14 protein-coding genes and 2 tRNA genes are annotated in these 15,740 nt (G+C 65.6%); 8 read left to right on the top strand and 8 right to left on the bottom strand.

Features of this window, described 5'->3' with window-relative positions; all coding sequences use genetic code 11:
• Positions 1-16 precede the first annotated feature (16 nt).
• From AC5RVD_RS06605 to AC5RVD_RS06590, 4 genes are all read left to right on the top strand, one after another.
• Positions 17-90 (top strand) — tRNA-Ile (locus AC5RVD_RS06605).
• A gap of 36 nt (positions 91-126) precedes the next feature.
• Positions 127-243: a DLW-39 family protein gene (locus tag AC5RVD_RS06600; protein WP_494107038.1), complete on the top strand. Its 117-nt coding sequence runs from the start codon at positions 127-129 to the stop codon at positions 241-243.
• Positions 244-279: 36 nt separating this feature from the next.
• Positions 280-352: transfer RNA gene (locus AC5RVD_RS06595), tRNA-Ala, on the top strand.
• Positions 353-461: 109 nt separating this feature from the next.
• On the top strand, positions 462-1,367 hold the full coding sequence (locus tag AC5RVD_RS06590) for a DMT family transporter (protein ID WP_494126419.1): 906 nt from the start codon (positions 462-464) through the stop codon (positions 1,365-1,367).
• A 3-nt stretch (positions 1,368-1,370) separates the two neighbouring features.
• On the opposite strand, the gene AC5RVD_RS06585 is transcribed toward AC5RVD_RS06590, so the two are convergent.
• A complete protein-coding gene (locus AC5RVD_RS06585; protein WP_494110933.1) occupies positions 1,371-2,210 on the bottom strand; it encodes a glycosyltransferase family 2 protein in 840 nt (279 codons plus the stop codon).
• A gap of 126 nt (positions 2,211-2,336) precedes the next feature.
• Entirely contained in the window at positions 2,337-3,347 is a 1,011-nt protein-coding gene (locus AC5RVD_RS06580) for a hypothetical protein (protein WP_494126418.1), read from the bottom strand.
• Between the two features lie 119 nt (positions 3,348-3,466).
• Between AC5RVD_RS06580 and AC5RVD_RS06575 the strand changes: the two genes are divergently transcribed.
• The 3 genes from AC5RVD_RS06575 to AC5RVD_RS06565 all read left to right on the top strand — a co-directional run bounded on the left by AC5RVD_RS06575 (position 3,467) and on the right by AC5RVD_RS06565 (position 6,821).
• On the top strand, positions 3,467-4,009 hold the full coding sequence (locus tag AC5RVD_RS06575) for a peptidylprolyl isomerase (protein ID WP_493988400.1): 543 nt from the start codon (positions 3,467-3,469) through the stop codon (positions 4,007-4,009).
• 61 nt (positions 4,010-4,070) lie between these two features.
• Entirely contained in the window at positions 4,071-4,928 is an 858-nt protein-coding gene (locus AC5RVD_RS06570) for a rhomboid family intramembrane serine protease (protein WP_494110935.1), read from the top strand.
• A gap of 717 nt (positions 4,929-5,645) precedes the next feature.
• Entirely contained in the window at positions 5,646-6,821 is a 1,176-nt protein-coding gene (locus tag AC5RVD_RS06565) for an NAD(P)-dependent malic enzyme (RefSeq protein WP_494110936.1), read from the top strand.
• An 86-nt stretch (positions 6,822-6,907) separates the two neighbouring features.
• Here the strand turns inward: AC5RVD_RS06565 and AC5RVD_RS06560 are convergent, their stop codons facing one another.
• Positions 6,908-7,900, bottom strand: coding sequence for a magnesium and cobalt transport protein CorA (locus AC5RVD_RS06560; protein ID WP_493988403.1), 993 nt, complete (start codon positions 7,898-7,900; stop codon positions 6,908-6,910).
• A 6-nt stretch (positions 7,901-7,906) separates the two neighbouring features.
• Positions 7,907-8,158, bottom strand: coding sequence for a cell division protein CrgA (locus AC5RVD_RS06555; protein ID WP_493988404.1), 252 nt, complete (start codon positions 8,156-8,158; stop codon positions 7,907-7,909).
• Between the two features lie 269 nt (positions 8,159-8,427).
• On the opposite strand from AC5RVD_RS06555, the gene AC5RVD_RS06550 reads away from it, so the two are divergent.
• The gene (locus tag AC5RVD_RS06550; RefSeq protein ID WP_494110937.1) at positions 8,428-9,072 is read left to right on the top strand and encodes an anthranilate synthase component II; all 645 of its coding nucleotides are present in this window, start codon (positions 8,428-8,430) and stop codon (positions 9,070-9,072) included.
• 51 nt (positions 9,073-9,123) lie between these two features.
• On the opposite strand, the gene pknB is transcribed toward AC5RVD_RS06550, so the two are convergent.
• From pknB to AC5RVD_RS06530, 4 genes are read right to left on the bottom strand one after another with little or no spacing between them, the layout of a single operon-like run.
• Entirely contained in the window at positions 9,124-11,067 is a 1,944-nt protein-coding gene (gene pknB / locus AC5RVD_RS06545; RefSeq protein ID WP_494126417.1) for a Stk1 family PASTA domain-containing Ser/Thr kinase, read from the bottom strand.
• Positions 11,068-11,104: 37 nt separating this feature from the next.
• Entirely contained in the window at positions 11,105-12,874 is a 1,770-nt protein-coding gene (locus AC5RVD_RS06540; RefSeq protein WP_494126416.1) for a protein kinase domain-containing protein, read from the bottom strand.
• Complete coding sequence (locus AC5RVD_RS06535) at positions 12,871-14,319, bottom strand: peptidoglycan D,D-transpeptidase FtsI family protein (protein WP_493988408.1); 1,449 nt, start codon at positions 14,317-14,319, stop codon at positions 12,871-12,873. Before AC5RVD_RS06535 ends, AC5RVD_RS06540 begins: the two co-directional genes overlap by 4 nt.
• Positions 14,316-15,737: an FtsW/RodA/SpoVE family cell cycle protein gene (locus AC5RVD_RS06530; RefSeq protein WP_494110940.1), complete on the bottom strand. Its 1,422-nt coding sequence runs from the start codon at positions 15,735-15,737 to the stop codon at positions 14,316-14,318. The genes AC5RVD_RS06535 and AC5RVD_RS06530 overlap by 4 nt, the downstream gene beginning before the upstream one ends.
• Positions 15,738-15,740: the final 3 nt, after the last annotated feature.

The raw sequence follows: 15,740 nt of genomic DNA, 5'->3' as shown, positions 1-15,740 counted from the left end.
GGCCCGCAAGGGCAGGGGGCGTATAGCTCAGGCGGTTAGAGCGCTTCGCTGATAACGAAGAGGTCCCAGGTTCAAGTCCTGGTACGCCCACGGATTGACTGATCCCACCGATGTCGGGAGGACACCGTGAAGAAGTTGCTGCTGATGGCAGCCGCGGCCGCGGGTGTCTTCGTGTACAAGAAGTGGCAGGAATCCGAAGCGGAGAAAACCGCATGGAGCCGCGCGACCGATAAGGTCGAGTGACTCAAGAATCGGCCGGGCTGACCGGCCGGACCCTCCGGGGGCATGGCGCAATTGGTAGCGCACCTGCTTTGCAAGCAGGGGGTTAGGGGTTCGAGTCCCCTTGCCTCCACCGGAAACGCGAGGCCCCGATCTGCGGATCGGGGCCTCGCTGCGTTCGCTCCCGCACCGCCCCCGCCACGGGATGGGGTTTTGACCGGCTTCGCCCCTACGCTGAAGGGGTGATCATCTTCCTGGCCACGCTGGCTGTGCTCGGCATCTCCGCGTCCGGCCCCATCATGGCTGCCACTGCCGCCCCCGCCCTGGCCATCGCGTTCTGGCGGAACATCATCGGCGCCGTGGTGATGGGATTACCGTCAGCCGTTGGCCGCCGCCATGAGTTCCGGAACCTGACGACGTCGGACATCGGCTATAGCGCGGTGGCGGCCGTCGCGCTGGCACTCCACTTCGCCTGCTTCATCACCGCCCTGCAGTTGACCTCGGTGGCGGCGGCCACCGCGTTGGTCTGCCTGCAGTCGGCGTGGATCGTCCTGTTCAACCGGCTGCGCGGCGTTAAGGCGTCCCGGCTGATCTTGTGGGGTGTTGGCCTCGCGTTCGCCGGCGTACTGGTGATCTCCGGGTTTGACCTGCGGCTCTCCAGCGAGGCGCTGTTGGGCGACCTGCTCGGCCTGGTTGGCGGGGCCATGGCCGGGATCTACACGATGGCTGGCAGCCGGGTGCGGCGCCGGCTCTCGACCGGGCCCTACACCACCATCTGTTACGGGTTGTGCGCACTCATCCTGCTGGCCATGGCGCTGGCCTTCGGGCAGCCGCTCACCGGGTTCCCGCCGGGGGCGTGGGCCGGGATCCTGGGCGTGACCGTGGTTGCCCAGTTGCTGGGACACTCGGTGTTAAACCATTTGCTGGCCGTCTTGAGCCCGCTGGTGGTTTCGATGATCATCCTGTTGGAAATCCCCGGGGCCGCGGGGCTGGCGGCCGTGTTCCTCGGCGAGACCCTCCCGTGGGGCACCTACGCGGGGCTCGCACTGATTCTGGCGGGCCTGGCCGCCGTCGTCCTCTCCCAGAACCGGGCGAGAGTGCAAGAACGCATCCCGGCGCCGGAAGCCAGCGGGCCCGGGAGGGAATAGCGGCTACAGCCCGCCGCGCGTCACGCGGACCTGCGTCCGGGCCTGGTGGACCCGGCGCAGCAGCTTTGCAGGGTAGTAAACGCTCATAAAAATCAGCATGGGCACGCGCGCCATGCGGCGGTCGATCTTGTGGACGTTGTACGTCCGGTCGAAGCGCGTGACGTAGTACCGGTAGTCCTTGGGCGAATCTTCCAGCCGCCGGGCCGACATTCCGCTGATCATTTCCGGCACGTACTGGATCCTGAGCGCGTGGTCGGCCAGATGCACGGAGATATCGATGTCCTCGTGCATCTCGTCTGCTTCATCGCGGCAGACCTCGTTGCGGATAATGTCCCAGGCCCCGCGGCGGATGGCCATGTTGGACCCGAAGAGGAAGTGGTACTGCTTCTTGGCCAGTTTCAGGACGAAGCGGCGCAGGCGGTCGTCGGCCTGGAGACCGAAGCGCCGCATCGGCATGTCGTAGTACAGCACCGGGCCGGTGCACGCCATCACTTCCGGGTCGGCGAAAGCCGCCTGCACGCGCTCCACCCAGTCAGGTTCCAGGACGGAATCCGCGTCGATCCTGCCCAGGATCTCCCCGGTGGCGTGGTCCAGCCCGAAGTTGCGGGTGGGGATCAGGCCTTGCTCCGCATCCTGCTCGAGCAGGATCAGCGAAACCTCCGGGTATTCGTCCTGCATCGCGCGGACCAGGTCGGCCGTCCCGTCCGTCGATTTATTGTCCACGACGATGATTTCCCACGGTGCCACTGATTGGCACACCGCGGCGTAGACGCATTGGCGGATGACCGACTCTTCATTAAAGGCCGGGATGACAATCGACACGCTGGGCGCAGCACTTCTCACGGCATGAAATCTATCAGCACGCCCGCCGGGAGGCAGGGAAGCCGCGTCCTGAAGGGGAATGGGCCAGGAAAGACGAATGGGAGCTCCCCACCGGGGAGCTCCCATTACTGGGTGTTCGGAAGGAAACTACTTTTTGGTGTCCTTCTCGGCGGCAGCGTCGGCAGCTTCAGCAGCCTTCTGGCCGGCCGCCCGCGCGGAGCGGGTGGGACCGCTGCCGGTCGCTTTGGCCGTGGCAGCTGCCGCTTCGGAACCCTTATCGGCGGCAGGCGTTCCCGCTGCGGTGTCCGAGGCGGCGGGGGCTGCAGCGTGCTTGGCTGTTGCGGTGTCGGCAGCCGAGGCGGTACCTGTCGAGGTTGAGGCCGACGTCGACGTCGAGGTCGAGGTCGACGGAGCGGGGGTGGTGGAGGTTTGACCCGGTGCCGTAGTCGAAGCCGTCGGCTGGACCGGCGTCTTCCACGGATCTTCGACAGGCCGGGCAGCGCGCCATGCCGCCACACCTGCCGTCGCCGCCGCGGCCAGGATGCCCACGATCAGCCATCCCTTGCCGCCACCGGACTTCTGCTGCCTCTTCAACTCCTTGGCCGCCTTCCTGGCGTGCCCGGCTGCTGCCTTCTGGGCTTTCTTGAGGCCGCGCTTGGATCCGCCTGCCTTGATGACGGCGGCCTGGACCGATACGGGCAGGGCAGTCTTGTCCAGCGTCTTGGCGACTTGGTCCGCGGTCGCGCCGAGCCGGGCGGAGACGGACGGAATGTACTCGCCGACCACTTTGTCCCGGGCGTGCGTGATGGCGGGGGCGGCCCGGTCCAGGGTTTCCTGAATGCGCGGAGCCGCCTCATCCACAACGTGGGAAATCTTCGGCGCGAGGCTGTCCAATCCGTCCTGGATTCTCGGCGTCACAGTGACGACGGAGTGGGAAAGGTCCTTGGCGGCCTTCTGCAATCCCCCCTGGATGCGCGGTGAAGCGGTCTCAATGCCCTTTTCGATCCGCGGGATGGCCCAGTTCCGCGCGGCTGCCATCTTGGGAGAGGCCCAGTCCTTGGCTGTTCCCACGAGGACAAAAACATTGCCTTCTGCGTCGTGGGCTATTCGTTTGGTCTTCTTCACTACTACCTCCCGGAAATGGTGACGGTCGTTCATCAGCCTACTTCCTGCACTTGCAGACGGCTATGCCGACGGTGAAACGCGCGGCATTTTCACTCATCGCGGAACCGGCCGCTGGCGGGAACCGACGGGAATCGCCGTGGAAGAATGGTGCCATGACTGCTATCGCTACAGCTAAAGCCACTATCCACACCAACCACGGCGACATCGTGGTGAACCTGTTCGGCAACCACGCCCCGAAAACCGTCAAGAATTTCGTCGGGCTGGCCACCGGCGAGATCACCTGGAAGCACCCGCAGACCGGCGAAGAGACCAACGCCCCGCTCTACGACGGCGTGATCTTCCACCGCATCATCAAGGACTTCATGCTCCAGGGCGGCGACCCGCTGGGCCAGGGCATCGGCGGCCCGGGCTACCAGTTCGACGACGAGATCAACCCTGAACTGAACTTCAACGAGCCCTACAAGCTGGCCATGGCCAACGCCGGCATCCAGGGTGGCCGCGGCACCAACGGATCTCAGTTCTTCATCACGACCGTTCCCACCACGTGGCTGCAGGGCAAGCACACGATCTTCGGCGACGTCACCGACGAAGCGTCGCGTGCCGTCGTCGACTCCCTCAACGCGGTGGCTACAGACCAGCGGGACAAGCCGCTGGAGGACGTGGTCATCAAGAACATCACTGTCGAGCAGCTCTAAGTTGCCTACTGTCCCCGCCCGGAACCCGGGCGGGGACCTTTTTCCCAGCAGGAGCGCCTCCATGTCCTACGGAATGCCGGCCGATCCGCCGCAAACCGATGTCCCCGTCTGTCCGCGGCATCCGGACCGCGTCTCCTATGTGCGCTGCCAGCGTTGCGGGCGCCCGGCGTGTCCGGAATGCCAGCGCACGGCGTCGGTCGGCGTCCAGTGCGTCGACTGCGTCAACGAAGCGGCGCGCAGCCTGCCGACTGTCCGTACCGTCTATGGCGGAGCCGCGGCGGTCGGCCGGCCTATGGTCACGCTGACCCTGATCGGCATCTGCGCCGCTGCGTATCTGCTGCAGTGGGTTGTTCCCGGTTTTACCGAAAGGTTCCTGTACGCGCCGGTCTACACCCTTCCGAACCCGATCTACGCGCCGGAACCGTGGCGGATGATCACCTCGGCTTTCCTGCACTCGCCGACCTTCCTCTTGCACATTGCCTTTAACCTCTACGCATTGTGGATCTTGGGCCGGCACCTGGAGCCCTTGCTGGGGCGGCTGAGGTTCCTGGCGCTGTACCTGCTTTCCGGCTTCGGCGGTTCGATCGGCGTGCTCCTGCTTTCCGTCCCCAACATTCCCGTGGTTGGCGCCTCCGGGGCGATCTTCGGTCTGTTCGGCGCACTGTTCATCGTGCAGCGCCAACGCGGCGGCGAGGTCAGATCGCTGTTGGTCCTGATCGGCATCAACGCGGTGCTCGGCTTCGTTGTCTCCGGCATTGCCTGGCAGGCGCACTTGGGTGGACTGGTGGTCGGCGCCTTGTCCGCTGTGGTGCTGGCCTATGCGCCGAGGGGGAAGAAGCGGAGCCTGGTCCAGTTCACGGGGCTCGGCGCCATCCTGCTGGTGCTGGTCGCGGTCACCGCCCTGAGGGCGCTGACGTAACCCAGGCCGGCTTCCGCCAAGGGCGGGCAGGAACAGTGTCCTCGTGGACGCAGTACCTGCCCGCCCTTCCTGTTGTTGGGTTGTAGGGGCACCGCATTCCCCCAGCGACCCGCCTGCTTCCCTGAGTGGGTGCTGTGTACCCCCGCTGTCCCTGCGTACGGATGCACCCGGACCCCCTGCTGTCCCCATCCTGTGGGCGAACTGTGGAAAGTCAGGACTCCGCGTGTGGGGTCAAACGATGTTATCCACAGCAGTTATGCACAGTGAGGATAAGTTACACACATGTAATTCCACAGGTGTGGATAACGCGATGACGGTCGAGGAATGGTGGAAGGCGGAGTAATCCCCAAAGTTATGCACCCCTGTGGATAACTTCGGTCTACAACTGTGAAAACGTGGACAACTAAGGCTGCGGCCCCTGCAGGGAGGCGAGTACTACAGTGGAAATGCGAAACAATCGGCCGACCGAAGACATATGCAGACCCTGCGACCCGGCCGTCAGGTAGCCTAAAAATCCGGTCCCCTCGCTCGACCAGCCACGGGGCCCGCGCGGCCGTCCCGGAACCCAGGCGATAGTCGGATCGAATGCGCCGCGCCCGATGCCTTGAGAACGGCCGGCCGCGGCCTCTCGGAAGACCTGCTTCCTGTCGGGCCTGTCCCAGGCCGGGCCACTCATGCGCCCTCCCGTGAAGGGAAGGAACAACAGAAGGAAACTACGTGACTACCGAAACTGGCAACTCCGCACGAATCGACCTCACCCGCGAGGAGATCTTCAGCGCCCACGAGGGCGGCAAGCTGCACATCGGCCTCACCGCCCCGCTGGAGACCAAGCGCGACCTTTCCATCGCCTATACACCGGGGGTTGCCCAGGTCAGCCGTGCCATCAACGCGGATCCGGAAATGGCCGGCAAATACACGTGGGCCTCGCGCTTGGTGGCAGTGGTCTCCGATGGCACCGCGGTGCTGGGATTGGGCAACATCGGTGCGGCTGCCTCGCTCCCGGTGATGGAGGGGAAGGCTGCCCTCTTCAAGCAGTTTGCCGGCCTGGACTCCATTCCGCTGGTCCTCGAGACCACCGACGTCGACGAAATCATCGAGACCCTGGTGCGGCTGCGATCGAGCTTCGGCGCCGTCAACCTTGAGGATATTTCGGCGCCGCGCTGCTTCGAGCTCGAGGCACGTCTCATCGAAGCCCTGGACATGCCGGTCATGCACGATGACCAGCACGGCACCGCCGTCGTAGCCCTTGCTGCGCTGACCAATGCCGCCCAGGTGGTCGACCGCGAGCTGGCGTCGCTGAAGGTGGTTATTTCCGGGGCGGGCGCGGCGGGTATCGCCGTCGCCGAAATCCTGCTGGCCGCCGGGGTTGCCGACGTGACGCTGCTGGATTCGCGCGGCATCATCCACAGCGACCGCGGCGATTTGACCGGGGTCAAGGCCGCCTATGCTGCCCGCACCAACCCGCGCGGGGTGACCGGCGGCAGCGCGCAGGCACTCGACGGGGCAGACGTGTTGATCGGCGTTTCCTCCGGCACGATCCCGGAAGAGACCCTGGAGAAGATGTCCGACGACGCCATCATTTTCGCGCTGTCCAACCCGGATCCGGAAGTACACCCGGATACGGCCGCGAAGTTCGCGAGGGTTGTGGCCACCGGACGCAGCGATTTCCCCAACCAGATCAACAACGTCCTGGCTTTCCCGGGAATCTTCCGTGGCGCACTGGACGCCGGTGCCCGCCGCATCACCTCCGCCATGAAAGTCGCCGCGGCGGAGGCAATCGCGGGAATCGTCGGGGAAGACCTCGCGGCCGACTACATCATCCCCAGCCCGCTGGACCCCCGGGTCGCCCCGGCCGTCACCGCAGCCGTGATGGCCGCGGCAGACGCCGGCTGACCTCCCCGCGGCCGCCGTCCCGCCAGGAGCCCGTTCCCGTATCCAGGGAGCGGGCTCCTGCCCCATCTGCCCCGGTCACGCGGGCTTCAGAGCCACCTGTTGCGCCGGAAGAACCAGTAAAGCCCGAGGGCGGTCAGGAACATCAGGACCAGCGACATCGGGTAGCCCAGCGGCCAGTCGAGCTCCGGCATCACGGTGAAATTCATCCCGTAGACCGACGCCACCAAAGTCGGGGCGAAGAGTATGGCGGCCCACGATGAGATGCGCTTGACCTGTTCGTTCTGCGCAACGCTGGTTTCGGTGAGTTTCTGGGCCTGCAGGGTGGAGCTGAGGCTCAGGGCGTTCTGCAGGACGGCCCGGAAGGCGTCGACGCGCTCGTTCAGCCGGATCACATGGTCCTCGACGTCACGCAGGCCGCGGGCCACCTCAAGGTCCAAAGCAGGATCGTCGGTGCCTCGTTCGAGGACGGTGATCATGCCCTGCAGCGGCTGCAGGGCACGCTGGAACTCGATCACCTCGCGCAACAGTTCGTAGATCCGTCGTGAAACGTCTGGATCGCCGCCGAAGAGCTGGTCTTCGATCTCGTCGATGTCGTTCTCCAGGCCGAACACCACCGGCTCGTACTCATCGACGACCTGGTCCAGGACCGCATAGAGCGCCGCCTGCGGTCCGGTTGCCAGCAAATCGGGCACGGCCTCCATCCGTTGCCGGACGTGCGCCAAATCCGGCGACTCCGCGTGCCGGACGGTGATCAGGAAGTCCCGCCCCATGAAGACGTGAAGTTCGCCGAACTCCACTTTCTCCGTCTCGTCGATGTAGCGCGCGGGCCGGAGTACGGTGAAGAGCGTGCGGCCGTATTGTTCCAGCTTGGCGCGCTGGTGGCCCCGCAAGGCGTCCTCCACGGCCAAGTGGTGCAGGTCGAACTCCGCTGCCACAGCGGCCAGCTCCGGCTCGCTCGGCCGGTAGAGGCCAATCCAGGCCATGCCCGCGTACCGGTGCAGCTCGCTGAACGTCTGCTCCAGGGTTTTTGGCGTGGCGGCACGGACGCCGTCGACGTAGATGCCGTTATCAACCAGCATGACTGCCTACGAGCGCCACCTGGTCGTCATCAGGAAGCCGGCGATGGCGATACCGAAACCGATCATGATGTTCCACGACCCTGCTGCCGGCAGCGGCCATGCCCCCTGCGTGATGTAGAAAACGATGATCCACAACAGGCCAATGATCATGAGGCCGAACATAACCGGTTTAAACCAGACGGCGTTGGGCTTATTGCCCTTGGCGGTCAATTCCTCGGGACGCCGTTCGGTCCTCTTGCGGCGCTTCGACTCGGGCACAGATCCTCCGGGGCATCAAGGGGTGGTTGGCACTGCCTGACCGGGGCCGCAGTCTCCATGCGAGTCCGCCGCCGCCGGCCGTCTAGCTGTTTAGTCTAGCCAATGTATGTGACGTTCGCCGCCGCGCATTTGCCGGGATCACCGCGCGGGACCGATCATGGAGTGAGTGCTGCTGAATTGCCGCTTGGCCCCTGGTCCCCTGACGGGGCGCCGGCCGGCTCCCGCAGCCTCCTGTCCCGGAACAACTCCACGATTGGCACGACCGTCACATGAGCAAGACTCCGCGCATCCTCGTCGTCGACAACTATGACAGCTTCGTCTACACCCTGGTCGGTTACCTCCAGGAACTCGGCGCGGAAACAACTGTGGTCCGCAACGACGACGTCACCCTCGAGGAGGCGGTGGAACTGGCCGTAGCCCGCGATGGCGTGTTGGTCTCCCCCGGCCCGGGAACGCCGGCTGAGGCGGGCATCTGCATCGAGCTGATCCGTTGGTGCGGCCGGGAAGCGAAGCCCATGTTCGGCGTGTGCCTGGGCCACCAGGCGCTGGCCGAGGCCTATGGTGCCACCGTCACCCACGCTCCGGAATTGATGCACGGGAAGACCTCCCACGTGACACACGGTGACCAGAACGCCTTCGTGGGTGTGCCGAACCCGTTCACGGCCACCCGCTACCACTCGTTGGCGGCCGTGCGCAGCACCATCCCTGCCGAGCTGGAGATTACCGCGGAGACCGACAGCGGAGTCGTGATGGGGCTGGCGCACCGGAGCGCGCCCCTATGGGGCGTGCAGTTCCATCCCGAATCGGTGCTGACCGAAGGCGGGTACCTGATGCTCGGCAACTGGCTGGAGTCGCTAGGTGCTGAGGGCACGGCCGAACGCGCTGCTACGCTCAGCCCACTCATCACCCACTGACCCCTCCGGGACGGGACCGCCCCGGAGGGCCGGTCCCCTCTACCGGTTGGCTCAGTCGTTGCCGTTGCCGTTGCCGTTGCCGTTCCCATTGCCGCGGCCGTTCCCGCTGCCGTTGCCGGAGTTGTTCCCGCTGCCGGAACCATTTCCTTTGTTGGAGTCCTCCGGGTCCGACGTCGCGGTCTCCGAGGGCTCAGGTGCAGGCGGTTCAACGGTGACCGTCAGGACAATCTCGGTACCCTGTTCGACGTCCGCTCCCGCTTTAACGCTCTGGCCGACGACGGTGCCGGGCGCGACCACCTCGTTGTCGACCTCTTGCACCCGGTAGGGCAGGGCGACGGCCGCGTCTTCCAGCATCGTGCCGGCTTCTTCGAGAGTCTTGTTCATCAGGTCGGGAACGCGCACCATGCCGTTCGAGATGACCAGGTCCACCGTGGAGCCGGTCTTGACCTTCTCACCGGGAGCGGGCTTGGTGGTCACCACATTCCCGCGCGGCAGGGTGGCGCTGTTGGCCGGAACGTTTTCCCCCGGCTCCAGACCCAGGTTCCGGAGCTTGTCCCGTACCTCGGCTTCGGTGCGGCCGGCCAGGTCCTTGGGAATGGTGGCGAATTCGCTGCCCTGGGAGATGTAGACCACGACTTGGCTGCCCGGTTCCAGCTGTTCTCCGACGTCCGGATCGGTTCGGGTTGCCATGCCCGCCTCGACGTCGTCGCTGAACTCCTGTTCAACCCGTGGCTGGAGGTCCGCTGCCCAGACGGCGTTGGTAGCGGCGTTCTGGTCCATCCCCGCCACGGCTGGAACGGCAACCGTATCCGGGACGGCGTTCTGCGCCAGCATGTTGTAGACGTAGTAGCCCCCGCCCACCAGCACCAGCAGCAGGGCAATGATCAGCGTGACAATCCAGGCCCGGCGCTTGGCCCGGCGTTCGGGTTCGACGTCCTCTTCGGTGCCCACGGCCAAGGCTGTGGGAAGATGCCCGCGGTCATAGGAGGCGGTGTCCGGTCCGGCGTCGTCGTCGGGTGAGTAGGCGGTGTGGGATAGTTCCGGAGTCTCGCCAGACACGGCCTGGGCCTGCTGCGTGATCAGTTCCGTGGCGGGAGCCAGTGCGGGGAACGCTTCGGTTGCCGTCCCGGCCGCCTGGTGCGACGTCCCGGCCAGGGCCGCACGCAGCGCGTCCGAGAATGCCGCGGCCGTCTGGAACCGGTCGGCTTTGTCCTTTTGGAGCGCATGTTCCAGCACGGAATCCAGCGCAGGAGTGACGTCCGGGTTGAAGCGGCTGGCCGGTTCGGGGAGTTCGCGGACATGTTGGTAGGCCACGGAGACCGGGCTGTCACCGATGAAGGGCGGACGGCCGGCAAGCATTTCGTAGAGCAGGCAGGCGGCCGAGTACAGGTCGCTGCGCGCATCCACGGCTTCGCCCCGGGCCTGCTCGGGGGAAAGGTACTGCGCGGTCCCCAGGACGGCCTGGGTCTGCGTCATCGTCGCTGCCGAATCGGCCAGCGCCCGTGCAATGCCGAAGTCCATCACCTTCACGCTGCCGTCCGGCGTGACCATGACGTTGGCCGGCTTTATGTCGCGGTGCACGATGCCCGAGCGGTGGCTGTATTCGAGCGCGGCCAGGACGCCGAGGGCATAGCGGACCGAATCCTCGATGCTCAGCTCGCGGGCCTTGATGAATTCACGCAGCGTCCGGCCCCGGACGTACTCCATCACGATGAACGGGACCTTGACGTCGTGCGCCGCACCCCCGGGTAGATCCATGTCCCCGGTGTCGTAGACGGCAACGATTGCCGGGTGGTTCAGCCCGGCCACCGCTTGGGCTTCGCGCCGGAACCGGGACTGTAGCATCGGGTCGCGGGCCAGGTCGGCGCGCAGCTGCTTGACCGCCACCGAGCGCCCCAGGCGGATGTCACGGCCCAGCAGCACATCGGCCATCCCGCCGCGTCCGATGAGTTCACCCACCTCGTAGCGGCCAGCCAGGATGTGCGGCGAGTCCACTGGTTGTCGTCCTTCCATCAGACCGACCAGGATCCGGTCACGGCTTACCGCCGCGCGTGTCGGGTGCGGAGGTCGGCAGGCCCTTGGCATCAGGTGAGCCCGTTTCTGTCGGCGCCGGAGTTTCTTCTTCTTCCGGCCCGCTGGAGACAACGTAGCTGACGGTGGACCCGACCGGAACGTCACCGCCGTCGGGAGACAGGCTGAGCACGGTGCCGGCCTCTTCATCGCTCGGCTGTTCGCCGGACTTCTGCGGAACCAGGTTCAGGCCGATCAGGGCTTCGCGCACCTGCTGCTCGGACTGCCCGGCAAGCCCGTTGGGAATGGTGACAGTTCCGGGGCCGGTGGAGTAGGTGACGGTGATTGCTTCGCCGACCACGACGGCGCCGGTCGGCGCGATGTCGATGACGGTATTCTCGGCTTCGCCGCTCTCCACCGGGTTGGGAACCACCTGGTAGCCCATGTTTTCGAGCTCGGACCGGACGTCGCTGAAGGGTCGGCCCAGGAACGCATTGGCCGACAGTTGGTTGGTCTCCTGCGTTGGTGTTTCGCGCGGTTCCTCGGTCTCTTCTTCGGTTGGCGCGGCGGAGGTGGTCTTCGGCGCCGACCGTGTTGTCGAGCTGGAGGCGGACGGCGACGACTCCGTGCCGCCGGTGGGGGTCAGCATGGGCAGCAGGATCGCGCCGGCCACGGCGAACAGAATCAACAGGATCAAGCCGACCAACGGCCAGGTCCAGGGACTGCGTTTCTTCTGCTGGCGGCGCGGTGTTTCGTCGGGCTCGTCGCTGTCCAGATCCTGGTCGGTCCAGTTCCGTTCGGCGCCGAGGCTCGCAGCTTCCGCGTCGTCGACGGCAGGCAGCTGGGATGTCCCGGCGCTGACGGCGCGGGTCGGAGCGGTTCCGGGGGCGGGGACCGGAGCAGTCATCAAACCGGTGCTGTCGTCCTCGCCGAACAGCAGCATGCCCGGGACAGCTGCTTCGGCGGCCCGGATGTTGCCGGCACGGATGGCGTCCGCCGCCTCGGCGAGCTTTTCCGCGTTGGCCGGCCGGTCGGCTGGGTCCTTGGCCAGCATGGACATCAGCAGTGCGCGGACCGGCCGCGGCAGGGACTCGGGCAGCGGCGGGGGAGTGTCGTTGACCTGGGCCAAGGCAATGGCGATCTGCGATTCACCGGAGAACGGCCGGGAACCGGAGAGGCACTCGTAGCCGATGACGCCGAGCGAATAGATGTCGCTCTGTCCGGTGGCTGTCTGTCCCGTCGCCTGCTCCGGCGCCAGATACTGGGCGGTGCCCATGACCTGGCCGGTTGCGGTCAGCGGAACCTGGTCGGCCAGCCGCGCAATGCCGAAGTCGGTGATCTTGACCCGGCCTTCGGGCGTGATCAGCAGGTTTCCGGGCTTGACGTCGCGGTGTACCAGGCCCTGTGCGTGGGCGACGGCAAGCGCCTTGGCCGTCTGGGTGATGATGGACAGCGTCCGGTCCGGTGATAGCACACGCTCGCGCTCGATGATGGCCGAGAGCGGATGGCCGGGCACGAGCTCCATCACCAGGTAGGCGGATCCGGCCTCTTCGCCGTAATCAAAGACATTGGCAATACCGGTGTGGTTCAGCAGCGCGGTGTGCCGGGCCTCGGCTCGGAAGCGGTTGAGGAAGCCCGGGTCGCCCGTGTACTCCTCTTTGAGGACCTTGATGGCGACAATGCGGCCCAGGACCTGGTCCTGCGCCTTCCAGACCTCACCCATGCCGCCGATAGCGATACGTTCAGTGAGCTGGTACCTGCCGCCTAAGGTGATACCCGAGGTAGGTCTCACTTATTTAACACCGCCTCTAGGAGTTGCCGAGCACTTGGACTTGAGAGTGAAGAACCGGTAGTCACATCGACGTCCTCGAAGACGACGGATACGACGGCCTGGGGGTCATCCGCCGGCGCAAATCCGGTGAACCACGAGTTGTTTCCTTCTTCGCCGGCCAGCAGTTCTGCCGTCCCGGTCTTGCCGGCCACCTCGACGCCCGGAATGGCGGCCCCGCCGCCGATGCCCCGGCTGACCACATTGACCATCCAGTCCTGGATCAGCTGTGCGTTGTCTGCGGAAAGCGAACGCTGCAGTTCTTGGGGCTCGGGGCTGTCCATGACGCGCAGGTCCGGCGCGCGCACCGTGCGCACGAGGTTCGGCTTCATCAGCACGCCGTCGTTGGCGATGGCGCTGGTCGTCATGGCCACCTGCAGGGGGGTCACGCGGACGTCGTACTGGCCGATGGCCGACTGGGCGAGCAGGTCATCGCTCATGCCGGTCGGGAACTGGCTCGCGGTGACATGGGTCGGGATCTGGTAGGACTCGCCGTATCCGAACTTGGCGGCCTGCTCTGCGATGGCGTCTTCGCCCAAATCCATGGCGATCTGCGCGAAGGGCGTATTGCAGGATTGCTCCAGGGCGAAGGAAAAGTCGGCGGTGGTCCGGGCTGCACAGCCGCCATTTAGGTAGTTGGGCAGCTCAACGTTAGTGCCGGGAAGCGGCAGGGACGGGGGGTTGTCGAGCTTGCTGTCGGCGTCGTATTGGCCCGACTCCAAGGCGGCAGCGGCTACGACCAGCTTGAACACGGAGCCCGGGGCCAGCAGGCTCTCGGTCGCCGGGTTGGTGAACGGAGACAGTCCCGGCACCTTCTCCAACTCGGCCATGTTCTGCGTGACCTCTTCGGTGTTGTGCCCCGCCAGCGCGTTCGGATCGAAGCTGGGCTTGGACACCATCGCGAGGATGTTGCCGGTGTCCGGCTCCATCACCACGATCGAGCCCTTTACGCCGTCGGGAATCAGGTCCCAGGCCAGCTGCTGCAGCTCGGGGTCCAAGGTCAGCTCCACGGAGGCGCCCTCGACCTGGCCGCCGGAAAACATCTGCACAATCTGTTCGTAGAAGAACTCGTCGCCGGAACCGGAGAGCTGATCGTTCATCGCCGACTCCATCTGCGTGGAGCCGTACACCAGCGAGTAGAAGCCGGTGATCGGCGCATAGAGCGCGGGTTCGTTGTAGACGCGCTGGTAGGCGAACTCGTCGTCCGAGGGAACCGACTCGGCGATCGGATCGCCGCCCACCAGGATGGCGCCCCGGTTCTTGTCGAAGTCCTTGTAGATGGTCCGGCTGTTCCAGGGGTTGGCATTAAGGTTTTCGGCCTCGAAGAACTGCACGACCGTGAGCGAGCCAAACAGCAGCGCGAACATCGCGATGGCGACGATCCAAGTATTGCGGATGGCTTGGTTCATGGCTGGATCACCTCCGTGGATCCGGTGTTCCGTCCTTCGGTCTGGTTGCGGCGCGTCGGCTGGACCCCACCCGGAGGACGTCGGCCGGCGGCCGGTCCGGTCAGGGCAGGGCGGCGTGCCGCGTCGGAAATCAGCAGCAGCAGGGCGACGATCAGCCAGTTGGCCAACAGCGAAGAGCCGCCGGCTGCCAGGAACGGTGTGGTCAGGCCGGTCAGCGGAATCAGGCGGGTGACGCCCCCGATCACCACGAAGCACTGCAGCGCCAAGGTGAACGAGAGCCCCGTCGCCAGGAGCTTGCCGAAGGCATCCCGGCTTCCCAGCGCCGCCCGGATGCCACGGCTGACCAAGAGGATGTAGAGCATCACGATGGCGCTGAGCCCGATGAGCCCTAACTCCTCGCCGAGTGCGGCAATGATCATGTCGCTGTTCGCGTAGGTCACCAGGTCGGGCCGGCCTTGCCCGAGTCCCGTGCCGGTAAGCGCACCGCTGGCCAGCCCGAACAGCCCCTGGACAATCTGGTGGCTGCCGCCGATCCGGTTGTAGACCTCGGGGTCGAACGCATTGATCCAGCCGTCAATACGTGCGGTGACGTGCGGGAACAGCTGGAAAGCCACAACCCCGCCCACCGCAATCATGAGCAGGCCGATCAGGACCCAGCTGACGCGGCTGGTGGCCACATAGATCATAGCCATGAACAGGCCGAAGAACAGGATCGAGGAGCCCAAATCCCGCTGGAAGACCAGGACGCCGATGCTGACCAGCCAGGCCACCAGCATGGGGCCCATGTCCTGCCAGCGGGGCAGCTGCAGCGGGCCGATCTTCTTGCCCGCGAGCAGGATGAGGTCGCGGTTCGTGGATAGATACCCAGCGAAGAATATGGCGAGCGTGATCTTCGCGATTTCGCCCGGCTGGAAGGTGGCGAACCCCAGGTTCACCCAAATCCGGGCGCCGTTGATTTCCATCCCGACGAACGGCAGCAGCGGGAGGATGAGCAGGATGGCGCTCGTGATCAGCGATATGTAGGTGAAACGGCGCAAAACGCGGTGGTCGGGCAGCAGCCAGATAACGGCGACCACGACGGCGATGGCCACGCCGGTCCACAGGAGCTGGCGTCCCGCGGCGGAGTCGTTGTTGGCAATGTCCAGGCGGTGGATCATCGCCAGCCCCACGCCATTCAGGGCGGTCACGATTGGAAGTATTACCGGGTCGGCATATTTCGCCCGGAGGCGCAGGACCACGTGCACCACGAGGACCAGCACCACCAAGGTGCCGCCCTGGGTAAAGAAGTCGCTGTCGAAGGCCCGGTCCTGGTCCAACCCCACCAGCATGTTGGCTCCGATGCCGACAATCAAAGCCAGCACGAGCAGGAGCAGTTCGGTGTTGCGCCGGGAACGGGGCACGGTCTGGATGTTACTCATGGC

This window comes from Arthrobacter sp. THG-b23, assembly GCF_059091265.1.
The sequence above is the reverse complement of the archived record's forward strand: the minus strand, read 5'-3'. Positions and strand labels throughout refer to the sequence as shown.

Coding starts and splice junctions, on each gene's coding strand:
- AC5RVD_RS06550 (WP_494110937.1), top strand. CDS start 8,428: ATGAGCAAGACTCCGCGCATCCTCGTCGTCGACAACTATGACAGCTTC.
- AC5RVD_RS06575 (WP_493988400.1), top strand. CDS start 3,467: ATGACTGCTATCGCTACAGCTAAAGCCACTATCCACACCAACCACGGC.
- AC5RVD_RS06535 (WP_493988408.1), bottom strand. CDS start 14,319: ATGAACCAAGCCATCCGCAATACTTGGATCGTCGCCATCGCGATGTTC.
- AC5RVD_RS06560 (WP_493988403.1), bottom strand. CDS start 7,900: ATGCTGGTTGATAACGGCATCTACGTCGACGGCGTCCGTGCCGCCACG.
- AC5RVD_RS06530 (WP_494110940.1), bottom strand. CDS start 15,737: ATGAGTAACATCCAGACCGTGCCCCGTTCCCGGCGCAACACCGAACTG.
- AC5RVD_RS06570 (WP_494110935.1), top strand. CDS start 4,071: ATGTCCTACGGAATGCCGGCCGATCCGCCGCAAACCGATGTCCCCGTC.
- AC5RVD_RS06580 (WP_494126418.1), bottom strand. CDS start 3,347: ATGAACGACCGTCACCATTTCCGGGAGGTAGTAGTGAAGAAGACCAAA.